The following is a 13,861-nucleotide window of genomic DNA, read 5'->3' as shown; positions in this document are numbered from 1 at the left end:
ACGAACCGTCGCCAACGTAGTCATATTAAGCGAGTGTCCCGACCGCCGGGGCGTCCTTTGTGCCAGCTTTCACTCTTGCTGACAGTGTATTACGGCGCATCGCGGCTATACTGCCGGGTACAGGTCGTCTTGTGGTGCTTCGCCGGTCCGTTTTTTGCGGGGCGTTGCGGGTACCAGCGGGACGCTCGCTTGAAAGGGAATCGCCCCGCCGTCCCCGACCGGACGTCGGGCTATATGATCGATCAGGTAGTTAATGGATCCGAAGGAACGACGCTCCAGTCCCCGCCGCCCCATCAAACTGGCCGCCCAGGTGGATCTGGGAGAGTCAGGGGTATGGCCCTGTCAGATCGCAGACTTTTGCGCCGAAGGTCTCTTCGTTCGCTATTCCGGCGACACTTCCGAAAAAATCCGTGGTTATCTGCAGAATCATCCGGGCCAGGACCTGGGCATCTTCTTCCGTACAGAAGATGGCCGTGACCGTCACCAGCTCAAGGCTCGGCCGGTGCGCCTGATTGATGGCGCCATGGGTGTCGAGTTCACCCGCTCCAGCCCCCAGGCAGTGGACGCCATGCTCAGCCAGTGCAGCGCTGATGGCGAGGCCCAGGAACGTTCGGCCCTGAAGCCGCCCAGCGAACGGGTCCAGTTTGTTCTGCGTCAGTGTGCCAGGGCGGTGTCCCAGCGCATTGAGCCGTTGATGACCGACTGCTTCGGAGCCATGGCCGACAACCTCCGTCAGACAGCGCTGAAGGCCTCGAACGACCAGCAGGCCAATGAGTACATGGATGCGGCCGCCCAGGTGGAAAGCCGGCAGCGCTCCGTCTGGCTGTTGATGTCCCGCTCCCTGGATTCCCCCCTGAAGCCGGCCCGGGACAACCAGAACACGGCCAGTCTGTCACTGGTGGACAAGGGGGAGTTCGAGGACTGGCTGGCCATCAAGGTAATGGTGACCAAGGCCGATACCCAGTATCGGGCGGAACTGCTGCAGTTGCGCATGCGCCTGGACCGGCTGGGGGTGACCAATGCCACCGGGCATCAGAATCCGTTGGGGCCATCGCTGGTCTGTGAGGCCTTTTATAGTGGTCTGGAAAGTCTGCGCGCCGGTCGGGCGGTGGAAAAGGTCTGCCTCAGGACCTTCGAGACCCAGGTGCTGCAGAAGATCGGTCCGCTCTACGAAGAGCTCAACCAGATCCTCATTCGCCACGGCATCCTGCCCGACCTGGACCTGAGCCGCTACCTGAGTGAACGCAAATCCCGCACCGAATCCGCCAGTCCGGAGAAGCCGGCCCGGAAGGAGCCTCCGGCGAAAGCCCCGGCGACCGCACAGGACAAGGCCGGACAACCGGATCAGACCGACGCACCATCGCGCCCGACAGATGCCCGAGGCGGGGGCCCGGCAACTGCCGGGCCCCCTGCGACCAGCCCCTCCGATGCCCGCAGCCAGGGTTTCCAGGAGCAGATGACGCTGGCCCGCTCGGCCTTTGCTACCGTACGCAACCTGATCGGCACCCTGAAGACAGCGGGCATTGCCACAGAACAGCCAGTACCGTTTACCGAAGGGGCCCGCCCGCTATCCCAGGGGGAGTTCCACAAGGAGTTGCAGTCGCTGCAGCAGGCGCCGGTCGCGGACAATGAAGAGACTCCGCTGCGGGACCGGGTCATCGAGCAGGTAAAAACCTCCGGGGATAACAGTCTTGACGAGGAGCAGCAGGCTACCCTCGATGTGGTGGATCGCTTCTTCCGCAGCGTGGTGGAAAGCCCGAAAATTTCCGACCACACCCGGCGCCAGATGCGCCAGCTGGAAGTGCCCGTACTGAAAGTGGTGCTGCGGGATCCGGCCTTTTTCGATGACATTGAAAGCCCGGTCCGCGGGGTGATGAACCGCCTGGCCCAATTGGGCGCCCGTGGCAGTCGCAGTAATCCCGTGGTGCAGCGGCGGGTGGATGACCTGATTGGCCGTATTGCCAGCGAGTTCGAGCAGGATACCCGGATGTTCGATGGCGCCATGGAGGAACTGGATACCCTCATTGACCGCCAGAACCTGATCTACCGCCGTAACGTGGAGCGGGTGACCGCCGCCGCCGAGGGTGCCCAGAAAGTGGCCGAGTCCAAGGCGGCGGTCAGTCGTGCCCTGGATGAGCGACTGGGCGGCCGGGAGGTCCCCCGGGCGATTATCAGTCTGCTCAACGCTGGCTGGCGTGACCTGCTGTCACTGACCTGGATCCGCCAGGGCCCGGACAGCCAACTGTGGCAGGACTACCTGTCCGTGATCGACACCCTGATGACCTTCGCCGATGACCCGGATACCGAGATCAACCTGTCGGAGCTGCTGAGGCTGATTCAGGATGGGCTGGGGTCCATTTCCAGCAATCATCTGCCGGCGACCCAGGTCCGCGAGGAGCTCAAGCAGTTCCTGGTGCGTCAGCCGGAGAAGCCGGTGGAGCGGGTGACCATGCCCCGGGCCGAGCCAGAGGAGGACGTGGCCCGCAAGCAGCATGAGCGTCTGCAGAAGCGCCTTCAGCGCTGGATTGCCCGGGCCCAGAGGCTGCGTACCGGCGACTGGCTGAAGGACCAGACCAACCCCGACCAGCCCCAGTACGTGCGGCTGGTGTGGATAGCCCGCGGCTTCAACCGTTTTGTGTTCGTCAACCATCAGGGTATGCGGGTGGTGGAACTGGACCTGACGGAGCTGGCGGATCGCATGCAGAAAGGCATCATCGTGCCGGATTCCCAGTACGAGAGGCCACTGGTGGACGAGAGTCTCGACCGCATGGTGCGTAAGGTCTACGACCAGCTGTCGTGGGCCTCGACCCACGATGAGCTGACCGGCCTGCTGGAGCGGCGGGAGTTCGAGCGGGTGCTGGAGCAGCAACTGAGCCGCCACGAGGACGAGCGCACCCTGGTCAGGCTGGACCTGAGCCAGTTCCGCTTGTTGAATGATACCGCCGGGCGTGCCGCGGGGGATGAAGCCCTGCGCCGGGTAGCGGGCATACTGACCAGCCAGGTGGGCGATGGCATGCCCCTGGCTCGCCTGGGTGGCGATGAATTCGGTTTCCTGTTGCCATCGGAGGATGCCGGCAGCACGGTGCTAGCTATTATCCGCGCCGTGGAAGCCCTGGACCTGAACTGGAAGGGGCGTCGTTACCGGCTGTCCGCCAGCGCCGGCCTGGCCCCCCAGCTGCCGGCCCTGACTACTGCCGAGCGTTGGCTGAGGGCCACGGAAGAGGCCTGCAAGGTCGCCAGGGCCCGGGGACCCGGCAAGTATGTGGTCTACCATCTGGACCAGGAGCACTACGACCAGCAGGAGCAGATCGCCGCCAAGGTCGCAACCCTCGGCGATCTCGACGAGGAGCGCATGCTGTTGCGCTGCCAGAAGATCATTCCGCTGCACAAGCACGCCCGCCTGGGCACCCAGTTCGAAGTGCTGATCAGCATGTACGATGATCAGGGCAACCTGATTACGGCGGCGGATTTCGTGCGCATGGCCGAGCGCTACAACCGGATGCAGTCCGTGGATCGCTGGGTGGTCGGCTATATGCTGGACTGGTTGCGGGATAACAGCGAACGCCCAGGGGTAGCAGGTAACGAGAGCCAGCCAGGGTACTGCATCAACCTGTCTGGTTACTCCCTGAACGATGAAAGTCTGCTGGAGTTCATCTACAGCAAGCTGAGCGAAAAGGATGCCCCCATCGAACGGCTGTGGTTCGAAATCACCGAAGCGGCGGCGATACGGGACGTTGACTCGGTGGCCGAGTTCATCGGCGAGATGCAGGAACTGGGCTGCCGTTTCTGCCTGGGTAACTTCGGCGCCGGGCCTACCTCCTACCAGTACATGCGCAGCCTGCCAGTGGATATGATCAAGCTCGACGGTGCTTTCGTCGGCCAGATCAGCAACAGCGAAACCGACCAGGCCATGGTGCGCTCCATGGTGGAAATGGCCCACTACCTGAACCGCGAAGTCATGGCCACCCACATCGAAAGCCGGGAAGTGCTGGATATGCTGCGCAAGCTGGGTGTGGACTACGGTCAGGGCTATGTGATCGAAAAGCCCAGGCTGCTGGAAAGCCTGGGCGCGCCCTGATCAGGCTGTCAGTTTGCCTGCCTGGTAATCCTGCAGGGTCTGCTCGATCTGCTCCCGGCTGTTCATTACGAATGGGCCGTATTGCACCACCGGCTCGCCCAGCGGGCGTCCGGCAATCAACAGTAGCTGCGCTCCTTCCGGGCCGGCGTTGAGCGTCAGCTGATCGCCCTCGTCCAGAACCGTGACGGCACTGGACTGAACGTCCTGCCCGCCAATGCCGGCGGTTCCCTCGTAAAGATAGACGAAGGCATTCAGGTGCCCGGCCACCGGCAGGGTGACTGTGCCGCCCGGCGACAAGTGAATGTCCGCGTACAGGGGCTCGGTGGTGCCGCCGGTCACCGCGCCATGGTGGACCTGCCCGTCCAGCCCGATGGTGCCGGCAATCAGCCTGACCACCGCCCCGTCGGCGTTGATGGCGGGAATGTCCTCCGGCTGGATGTCGCGATAGCCGGCCTGCTTCATCTTTTCCGCCGCCGGCAGGTTCAGCCAGAGCTGGAAGCCCCGCATCATGCCTTCTTCCTGCTGGGGCATCTCTGAATGGATAATGCCGCGCCCGGCGGTCATCCACTGCACGCCGCCATTGCGCAGGTCTCCCCGGTTGCCCAGGTGGTCCTCGTGCAGCATGTGTCCTTCGATCATATAGGTGACCGTCTCGAAGCCACGGTGAGGATGGGACGGAAAGCCCGCCAGATAATCCTGCGGCTGGTCAGATCCGAATTCGTCCAGCATCAGGAAGGGGTCGAGGCGAACCCGCTGGGTCTGGCCCAGGGAGCGGCGGATGCGTACACCGGCGCCGTCCGATGTCTCCATGGAGGGGATTACGCGTTTGATGGCACGGTCAGTCATGGTGGCCTCCGCCGTCTTATGGATGAGACCTCTATTAAAGAACGATGGAAGGCAGGAAGAAACCGGAAAATTCCGGCGGCACCGTTCAGGAAAACTGAACGAGCTGATGGCACGTCCGACCGCCCGTCCCTGGGCCGGCGAGGGGGTTATTCCACGTTGCGGGAATAAAAAATCTCCAGCATTTCCCGTTTCAGGCGCTGCTCGATGGAGCTGGCTTCCTCTTCGCCCAGATCCCGGGCATTGACCCCGAACACATAGTTGTCCAGATTGAAGTTCTTGAGCATCATCTTGGTGTGGAACAGGTTTTCCTGATACACGTTGACGTCGATCATCTGGTACGCGTTGCGGGTATCCTCGGTGAGGTAGTTCTGGATCGAATTGATATCGTGGTCGATGTAGTGCTTGGTGCCGTCCACGTCACGGGTGAACCCGCGCACCCGGTAGTCCACCGTCACCACGTCCGAGTCGAAGCTGTGGATTAGGTAGTTGAGGACCTTCAGGGGTGAAATCAGGCCACAGGTGGATACGTCGATATCGGCCCGGAAAGTGCTGATGCCCTCGTAGGGGTGGCTTTCCGGATAGGTGTGCACGGTCACATGGCTCTTGTCCAGGTGCGCCACGATGGTGTCCGGCAGCGGACCCGGAGACTCTTCATTGTCCGCCTCACCATCGGTCAGCTCATGCTCGGCAATCAGCATGGTGACGGAGGCGCCATGGGGCTCGTAGTCCTGGCGGGCGATATTGAGAACATTGGCGCCAATGATCTTCACCACATCCGTCAGAATCTGGGTCAGCCGCTCGGCGTTGTACATCTCGTCGATGTAATCGATATAGGCTTTCCGCTGCTCTTCGGTCTGCGCGTAACAGATATCGTAGATATTGAAGCTCAGGGATTTGGTCAGGTTGTTGAAGCCGTGCAGCTGGAGTTTCGGTTCCATGTTCAGCTCCTCCGGATAATGGAGATGAGTTATTGCAGACACGTCCACGGGTCACGGATGGTCCGGTCTGACGAGACAGCCACCGACTAGCTGGCTGTATACCTTTTGCGCAGACCGGCGGAGAAGGGTGCGTATTATGCACACCGCCCTGTCAATTGAATAGAGGTTTTGCCGCACATTTTAGCACGGCTGCCCGTTCGGTTTGGCCGGCAGCGGGAAACCGGTCCGGCCCCGCCTTCCCGGAGGCTGTGGTGCATTCAGCCCTCGAGGATCTCGTGGCTGTGGGTGATCTCCACACCGGCCTGTTCCAGCATGATGGAGGCAGAGCAGTATTTCTCCGCGGACAGGCTGACCGCCCGCTTCACCATGTTCTCTTTCAGGTTGTGGCCGGTAATTACGAAGTGCAGGTGGATCTTCGTGAATACCGCGGGTACGGCATCGGCCCGTTCCGCTTCCAGCTCCGCATGGCATGCCGTGACATCCTGCCGGCTCTTCTGCAGAATGCTCATGACGTCAAAGGATGAACAGCCGCCCAGTCCCATCAACAGCATTTCCATGGGCCGGGGACCACCGTCCTCACCGCCGTGATCGGGAGGGCCGTCCATCTGTACCTGATGACCGCTGCCACTGGTGGCCCGGAAGCTGGCCTTGCCGGTCCAGTCTATGGTTGCTTTCATGATTCTTTCCCGTTGTATAGATTAGGGTGCAGAATCCTATCATAGAGTGGTAAAAAGCTGTGACATGGGTCTCTATTGAGAGTTGCGTTATGGACGATTTTGCAGGCACGGCTTAAGATCGTGAGTCGTAGTATCGTTTCGTCTAAAAAAGCGACATACCTGACACCGGTATGCGGGCGGGAAGCCCCTGTAAGGTCCCGCCAAAAAACAAATGCCTGCGGGAAAGCAGGTCACTCATGAAAAAAACGTCCACGGATGGCGACAGTTGAGGAGGCACGACACTTACCATGGCTACTATCGTCCGGCCCGTTGAGCAGAAAACCAAGCATCTGGACTATTTCCTGTCCCAATGTCACCGTCGTCGTTACCCGGCCAAGAGCACCATTATTTATGCCGGTGACAAGAGCGACTCCCTTTTCTTTATTGTCAAAGGTTCCGTTACCGTTATCATCGAGGATGAAGACGGTCGCGAAATGATCATGGCCTACCTGAATGCCGGCGACTTCTTCGGCGAGATGGGGCTGTTCGACAACATGGATTCCCGCAGTGCCTGGGTGAAGGCGAAAACGGAATGCGAAGTGGCTGAGATCAGCTACACCAAGTTCCGGGAAATTGCCCAGCAGGATCCCCGTGTGCTTTACTTCATCGGTGAGCAGATGGCAACGCGTCTGCGCCAGACCACACGCAAGGTGGGCGATCTGGCCTTCCTGGATGTTACCGGTCGCGTGGCCCGCACCCTGCTTGATCTTTGCAAGGAGCCGGATGCCATGACGCACCCCGACGGCATGCAGATCAAGATTACTCGCCAGGAGATCGGTCGCATTGTCGGGTGTTCCCGTGAAATGGTTGGCCGTGTCCTGAAAACCCTGGAAGAGCAGGGGCTGGTGCAGGTAAAAGGCAAAACCATGGTGGTTTACGGTACGCGCTAGAATCCATCCGGCCAGGTCATTGTCCGAGTGCATACGCCTGTGGACCCGGGTTGCCATGATGCCAGTGCCAGTCTGGCCGGAATCAGAGGAAACTATGAAGAAGGTCCATCCGGGATGGCCGGTAGTGGTTCTGTTCGCCATATTGCTGGCCGGATGTTCCCGCCATGATATGTATCGCTGGATTATCGATTATGAGCGCGGCCAGGGAGGGCTTGAGTCGCATGAAGTCGAGGTCGGCGAACATTCCATCGCCTATCTGGGCAATGAGGTACAGAACCCCGATCGTACCCTGCTGATGGTTCATGGCTTTGGCGGCAACAAGGATAACTGGGTGCGTATGGCCCCGTACCTGCCGGAGAACTACCGTCTGCTGATCCCGGACCTGGTTGGCCATGGTGACAGCAGTATCGGCTCGTCGGAGGACTACACGATTGAAGCCCAGGCGGCCATGCTGGAGGCCTTTCTCGACAGGCTCGGTGTGGACCAGGTGGATATGGCCGGCAATTCCATGGGGGGCGGCATCACCGTTTACTTCGCCAGTCGCTACCCGGACCGTGTCCGCACGATTGCCCTGTATGATCCGGCGGGATCGGATCGCTTTCCATCACAGCTGGATGAAGCACTGGCCCGGGGTGAAAATCCACTGGTTGTTGAAGAGCCCGGCGATATGGACCGCCTGATGGACTTCGTGCTGGAAAAACGCCCCTTCACGCCATGGCCGGTGCCCTCCGTGATGGAAGACAAGGCCATGGCCCGTCAGAATGTGAACAGGAAGATCTTCAACGCTATCCTGTCGTCCGGTGAGATGGTCTCCCTGGAAAATGTGCTGTCGTCCATAGAGGCCCCTGCACTGATCGTCTGGGGGAAGGAAGACCGGGTGCTGGCACCGGAGAACGCCGCTGTGTTCGCCGATGGCATCGAAACCTCCAGGGTGGAGCTACTGGACGGCGTCGGGCATGTTCCCATGCTGGAAGTGCCGGAAAAATCCGCGAATCTCTGGCATGAGTTCCTGCAACAGCACCCCGGGCAGTGAAGGCGCGAGGAGTCGCCACTGTTACCTCAGCGGTTTTCTTTGTAAATCTTCGCCACCGGGGCCAGTAGCTTGTCGTTGTCCCGGGTCCACGTCTTGAGGTCACCGGGAAGCCGGTCCGGTTTCGGCCAGGGCACCGGGTACTGCGGTGGCATGAACAAAGGGGCAAACAGGGCCCCAGCGGTCAGATCCGCCCGGCTGAATTGGTCACCCGCCAGAAACCGGCCATTGCGGTAGACTTCCCCGATTTCTTCCAGCAGCTTCTCTATCGTCTCCCGGGCACGGTCTGCGGTCTTCTGATTGATGGCCATGGTTTCCCGTATGATCTCGTCCACGCGGCTGAATCCGAGCCGCAGCAGATACTGGTTCCAGAAGGGTGTCTTCGCCGCCAGCAGCGGCGCCACAATCTTCGGGCGTTGCAGCAGGTTATGGTAGGCGAAGGTGCGCACCGCCGGACCGGCCTCATCGTCCAGTCGCTTTTCCCAGGCCAGGGCAGACGCCTGGGCATTGGGCTCCTCCGGCAGCAGCGGTTTTTCCGGGAAAGCGGCATCCAGGTGGTCCAGAATCGCTGCTGACCCCTGCACGGCGTGACCGTTGTCCACCAGGACCGGCACCGAGGTGATCTTCTGGCCGGTAAGACCACGAACCGTTCTGGCGTGCATGCCCGGAAGCAGGAATTCCGGCTTGTAGGCGATACCCTTGTAATCCAGCGCCCAACGTACCTTTTCCGAGTAATGGGAGATAGCGAACTGGTAGAGCTGAATGGCCATGATCCGGGTTACTCCTGGCGATAGGTCGGAATGTGTGAATCTTAGCAGGTCATTGCGGGCCAGCCGAAATGATCGAAGACCTGTTGGAAAGCCTCAGGCACCGGCGCCTGCAGGTGCATTTGTTGCCCACTGGCCGGGTGAGGCATGCTCAGTCCGCTGGCATGGAGGTAGAGCCGGCTGTCACCGAATGAGTCGGCAAAGGCCCGGTTGTGGGGCCCCTTGCCATAGGTACTGTCGCCAATAATCGGATGGCTGATGTGCTTCAGGTGCCGCCTCAGCTGGTGGCGTCGACCTGTGGCAGGCCGGCAGCGGAGCAGAGCGTAGCGGCTGGTGGGGTAACGACCGTCCACCGGCCAGTCCACGGTGACCCGGGCCAGCCTGTGGTAAAGGGTAAGGGCTTCCTGGGCTTCGCCGGCAATGGTACGGCGGGACTGGCGATCATCCTTGAGCGTCAGGGCATGCCGGATGATGCCGCCCAGGGGTGGGTGGCCCCGGACGACGGCCAGATAATCCTTGCGTACCCGCCGCTCTTCGAAGGCGGTGGCCAGAGCGCGGGCGATATCCCGGTTCAGGGCGAACACCAGCAGGCCCGAGGTGGGGCGGTCCAGGCGGTGCACGGGATAGACCCACTGCTCCAGCTGATCCCGAAGGATCATCATCGCGGAACGGGTCTCCCGGCGGTCGATCTCGCTGGGGTGCACCAGCAGGTTGGCGGGCTTGTCTACCACCACAAGGTGCTGGTCCCGGTAGATCAGTGGCAGGGTTTCCTGGAGCATGGGCGAGCCGGCATCACAAATGTAGCGGGCATGATACCGGCTCGCGGCACCGCCGCCTATGGTTCTGTTTGCCGGCTGGCGCTGGTTTGGGTATGGTTCTGCTTTCTTCCTGACCTCTTCCCGGAACGATGTAATCACCATGAGCAAGACACGAGTACTGACGGGTATCACCACCACAGGCATTCCGCATCTGGGCAACTACGCCGGTGCCATTCGTCCGGCGATTCAGGCCAGCCAGAACGCGGACACCGAGTCCTTTCTGTTCCTGGCGGACTACCACGCCCTGATCAAGTGCCAGGAGCCGGCCCGGGTACAGGAATCCGTGCGCGCCATTGCCGCCACCTGGCTGGCCTGTGGTCTGGACCCGGACCGGGTCACCTTCTACCGTCAGACCGACGTGCCGGAAATTACCGAACTCAGCTGGGTGCTGACCACGGTTACCGCCAAGGGGCTGATGAACCGGGCCCACGCCTACAAGGCGGCGGTGCAGGAAAACGAGGAGACCGAAGGTGCCGACCCGGACCGCGGTATTACCATGGGGCTGTTCTGCTACCCCATCCTGATGGCGGCGGATATCCTCATGTTCAATGGCGAAAAGATCCCGGTGGGCCGCGACCAGACCCAGCACATCGAAATGGCCCGGGACATCGCCCAGCGCTTCAACTACCTGTTCGGCGACACCTTTACCCTGCCGGAAGCGGTCATCGAGGAATCCGGCATGGTGCTGCCGGGGCTCGACGGGCGCAAGATGTCCAAGAGCTACAACAACACCATTCCGCTGTTTGAAGGCGAGAAGAAGTTCCGCAAGCTGATCAACAAGATCAAGACCAACCTGCTGGAACCGGGGGAACCCAAAGACCCGGACGACTCGGCCCTGTTCGATATCTACTCGGCCTTCGCCACACCGGCACAGATCGAGGACATGCGCCGGGAATACGCTAACGGCATTGCCTGGGGCGAGATGAAGAAGCGCCTGTTCGAGTTCCTGAACGAGGAGCTGGCCCCGATGCGGGAGGAGTACAACACCCTGATGGACGACCCCGCCCAGCTCGACCGTATCCTGCAGCAGGGCGCCGAGAAGGCCCGTGACTATGCCACGCCGCTGATGGGTGACGTACGCCGCAGGGTGGGTATTGGTCCTATTGCGGGCTAGGATTCTACGGGTGCGCTTTTGACCCGTCGCCTCCCCGGGCCTTCATAAAACTGTCGTAAACATCGGTCACGCTGGAGCTCTGCGACAGCGACGGACTTCAGCATGGCCGAACTCAAGAGCATTACCCCCCACCTTTCCATAGCGGCAGAGCAGGCCGGCCGTGACAGCGGCCAGCGCCGCCGGTTGCGTACCTTCATCCCCGAGCTGGTCCAGCTTGAACGGTTGCTGGCGGAGGCGCCTGAATCGGTGCAGAGCCGGGTGCTTACCCGGATTCCCGTCAAGGGTATGTCAGTGCCCATCTATCGCACGGATATTGGTTCCAGAGCCAGTGATGCTCCGGTTGTACTGCTGGTGGGCGGTGTACACGGTCTGGAGCGCATCGGCGCCCAGGTGGTCATTGCCTGGCTGGCCAGCCTGATTTCCCGGTTGCGCTGGGACGATCAGCTCAACGATCTGTTGCAGAAAGTCCGCATTGTGGCGCTGCCGATCATGAACCCCGGCGGTATGTTCCTGAACCAGCGGGCCAACCCCGCCGGCGTCGACCTGATGCGCAATGCCCCGATCATGGCCCAGGGGGACAGTGCCTTCCTGTTGGGCGGGCAGCGGTTATCGCCGAGGCTGCCCTGGTACACGGGGGAGCAGGGCATGGAGCCGGAGAACGAGGCGCTGAAGTCGGTGATCGACGAGTTGTTGCCCAACAGTCGTTTCAGCCTGGCCCTGGACTGCCACTCCGGCTTCGGCTGGCAGGACCAGATCTGGTTTCCCTACGCCTATCGCCGCCGCCCCATGCGCCGGATTGATTCGATGATGGCCCTGAAGCTGCTCTGGGAGCAGGCCTATCCCAACCACCATTACGTCTTCGAGCCCCAGTCCGCCCACTATCTGACCCATGGCGACCTGTGGGACTATTTCTACAAGCAGGTGAACAAGCGCGGCAAGGGTGCCTTCCTGCCTCTCACCCTGGAGATGGGCTCCTGGCGCTGGCTCAGGAAACGACCCCGGCAGCTGTTCCGCCTTGATGGCTTCTTCAATCCACTGGCACCCCACAGGCACCAGCGGGTACTGCGTACGCATCTGTTGTTGATCGACTTCCTGATACACGCCGCCGTCAGTCACGAGAACTGGCTACCCGCCGGTGACCAGGCTCGCATGCTGCGTGAAGCCGCCATCATGCACTGGTACCGGGAAGCATGATGGACCCGACCCCGGCGCCGGCACAATGAACTGGATACTGTTGCGAGGGCTCACGCGGGAACAGGGCCATTGGGGCGACTTTCCCCGGCAGCTGAGCCTGCGGTTCCCTGGCCACCGCTTTCATTGCCTTGACCTGCCCGGAACTGGCACTCATCTGAAGGATCCCTCCCCATCGACCATTGCCGGTATACGCCAGTGTGTGCAGGACTATGCCGCCCACATACCGGGACCCGTGGGGCTGCTTGGTCTCTCCATGGGCGGCATGGTGGCCCTGGACTGGGCCCAGGCGGACCCTGCCCGGGTGGCCAACCTGGTACTGATCAATACCAGCAGCGGGCTCAGCCCTCCCTGGCGCCGTATGCGCCCCGCGGCCTTCGGCGAGGCACTGGGCATGGCGTTACGCCGGAATGTGGAGGAGCGGGAGCGGGGCATCCTGCAACTGACCTCCAACCGCCCGGTTGGCCAGGCGCTGGAAACAAACTGGCTGGTTGTCCAGCGCCAGCGACCGGTGACCCGGCGAACCGCCCTGGCCCAGATGCGGGCGGCGGCTACCTACCGGCCTCATGCTGCAGCTCCCGCGGTCAATGGGCTGCTGCTTGCCAGCGCAGGCGATCGCATTGTTCACTGGCATTGCAGCCGTGCCCTGGGACAACGATGGCACTGGCCGCTGCGCATCCATCCGGATGCCGGTCACGACCTGCCACTTGACGCGCCGGACTGGGTGCTCGAACAGTTCCGCACAGTTGCTTGACGCAACCCCGTTTGCGCGCCAGTCTGTTGTCCTCTGATGATTCCGATCAAGGTGTACAACAATGAAAATCTTCGAGACCAAGACCGCCCCCAATCCCCGCCGTGTCCGTATGTTCCTGGCCGAGAAAGGCCTGCTCGACAAGGTGGAATTCGTTCAGGTGGACCTGCCCAAGGGCGAGAACCTGACGCCGGAATTCCAGGCCATGAATCCCATGAAAAAAGTGCCGGTCATGCAGCTGGATGACGGCAACTGCGTGGCGGAAACCATGGCCATCTGCCGGTACTTCGAGGAGCTGTATCCTGAGAAGCCACTGATGGGGACCACACCGCTGGAAAAGGCCCAGCTAGAGCAGTGGCAGCGGTGGCTGGACTACTATTTCTTCATGCCCACCGGCATGTGTTTCCAGCATACCAGTGGCTATTTCAAGGATCGCATGAATCCGATCAAGGAATGGGGAGAGGAGGCCGGGCGCCAGACCGAGTCGTTCTTCGGGTTCCTGGACCAGCACCTGGAAGGGCGCGAGTTTATCCATGGCGACGACGTGACTGCCGCCGATATCACGGCCTTTTGCACGGTGGATTTTGCCAAGGTGGTCGATATCCGCATTACCCCTGAGCAGAAGAACCTGCAGGCCTGGTACGATCGCATGAAAGCACGTCCCTCGGCCAAGGCATAAGCGCCTGCCGGTCAAAGTATAAGCGCCCGTCGGCGAAGGTATA

At 61.3% G+C, this 13,861-nt stretch carries 11 protein-coding genes and 1 pseudogene; 7 read left to right on the top strand and 5 right to left on the bottom strand.

The genetic code is table 11. The features are described 5' to 3' along the window. The first annotated feature begins 253 nt into the window (after positions 1–253). A complete protein-coding gene (locus IE079_RS00215) occupies positions 254–4,078 on the top strand; it encodes a DUF1631 family protein (protein WP_189571103.1) in 3,825 nt (1,274 codons plus the stop codon). Here the strand turns inward: IE079_RS00215 and IE079_RS00210 are convergent, their stop codons facing one another. The 3 genes from IE079_RS00210 to IE079_RS00200 all read right to left on the bottom strand — a co-directional run bounded on the left by IE079_RS00210 (position 4,079) and on the right by IE079_RS00200 (position 6,539). After that, positions 4,079–4,924 carry a pirin family protein gene (locus IE079_RS00210; RefSeq protein WP_189571100.1) on the bottom strand — a complete coding sequence of 282 codons (846 nt, stop codon included), beginning with the start codon at positions 4,922–4,924 and terminating at the stop codon, positions 4,079–4,081. Between the two features lie 146 nt (positions 4,925–5,070). After that, a complete protein-coding gene (speD, locus tag IE079_RS00205) occupies positions 5,071–5,862 on the bottom strand; it encodes an adenosylmethionine decarboxylase (RefSeq protein WP_189571097.1) in 792 nt (263 codons plus the stop codon). Between the two features lie 257 nt (positions 5,863–6,119). Further along, a complete protein-coding gene (locus tag IE079_RS00200; protein ID WP_189571094.1) occupies positions 6,120–6,539 on the bottom strand; it encodes an OsmC family protein in 420 nt (139 codons plus the stop codon). A 287-nt stretch (positions 6,540–6,826) separates the two neighbouring features. Here IE079_RS00200 and crp point away from each other — a divergent pair, with 287 nt between their 5' ends. Together crp and IE079_RS00190 are read left to right on the top strand one after the other, a co-directional pair. Then, a complete protein-coding gene (gene crp / locus IE079_RS00195; protein ID WP_092015555.1) occupies positions 6,827–7,468 on the top strand; it encodes a cAMP-activated global transcriptional regulator CRP in 642 nt (213 codons plus the stop codon). A gap of 94 nt (positions 7,469–7,562) precedes the next feature. After that, positions 7,563–8,501 carry an alpha/beta fold hydrolase gene (locus IE079_RS00190; protein ID WP_189571091.1) on the top strand — a complete coding sequence of 313 codons (939 nt, stop codon included), beginning with the start codon at positions 7,563–7,565 and terminating at the stop codon, positions 8,499–8,501. Positions 8,502–8,527: 26 nt separating this feature from the next. On the opposite strand, the gene IE079_RS00185 is transcribed toward IE079_RS00190, so the two are convergent. Both IE079_RS00185 and IE079_RS00180 read right to left on the bottom strand, forming a co-directional pair. Beyond that, positions 8,528–9,268 (bottom strand): glutathione S-transferase family protein, encoded by a 741-nt coding sequence (locus IE079_RS00185; RefSeq protein WP_189571088.1) that lies wholly within the window; start codon positions 9,266–9,268, stop codon positions 8,528–8,530. Between the two features lie 41 nt (positions 9,269–9,309). Next, entirely contained in the window at positions 9,310–10,044 is a 735-nt protein-coding gene (locus tag IE079_RS00180) for a pseudouridine synthase (protein ID WP_189571085.1), read from the bottom strand. Positions 10,045–10,183: 139 nt separating this feature from the next. Here IE079_RS00180 and IE079_RS00175 point away from each other — a divergent pair. The 4 genes and pseudogenes from IE079_RS00175 to IE079_RS00160 all read left to right on the top strand — a co-directional run. Then, a pseudogene (locus IE079_RS00175) lies at positions 10,184–11,179 on the top strand (tryptophan--tRNA ligase); the annotation flags it as partial. Between the two features lie 120 nt (positions 11,180–11,299). Then, a complete protein-coding gene (locus IE079_RS00170) occupies positions 11,300–12,391 on the top strand; it encodes a M14 family zinc carboxypeptidase (protein ID WP_189571079.1) in 1,092 nt (363 codons plus the stop codon). Positions 12,392–12,416: 25 nt separating this feature from the next. Beyond that, positions 12,417–13,142, top strand: a complete 726-nt coding sequence (locus tag IE079_RS00165) for an alpha/beta fold hydrolase (RefSeq protein WP_189571076.1) — start codon at positions 12,417–12,419, stop codon at positions 13,140–13,142. Between the two features lie 61 nt (positions 13,143–13,203). Then, positions 13,204–13,818 carry a glutathione S-transferase family protein gene (locus IE079_RS00160; RefSeq protein WP_189571073.1) on the top strand — a complete coding sequence of 205 codons (615 nt, stop codon included), beginning with the start codon at positions 13,204–13,206 and terminating at the stop codon, positions 13,816–13,818. Positions 13,819–13,861: the final 43 nt, after the last annotated feature.

It is taken from the genome of Marinobacter zhanjiangensis (genome assembly GCF_014651935.1).
GTDB classification, from domain to species: domain Bacteria; phylum Pseudomonadota; class Gammaproteobacteria; order Pseudomonadales; family Oleiphilaceae; genus Marinobacter; species Marinobacter zhanjiangensis.
The sequence above is the reverse complement of the archived record's forward strand: the minus strand, read 5'-3'. Positions and strand labels throughout refer to the sequence as shown.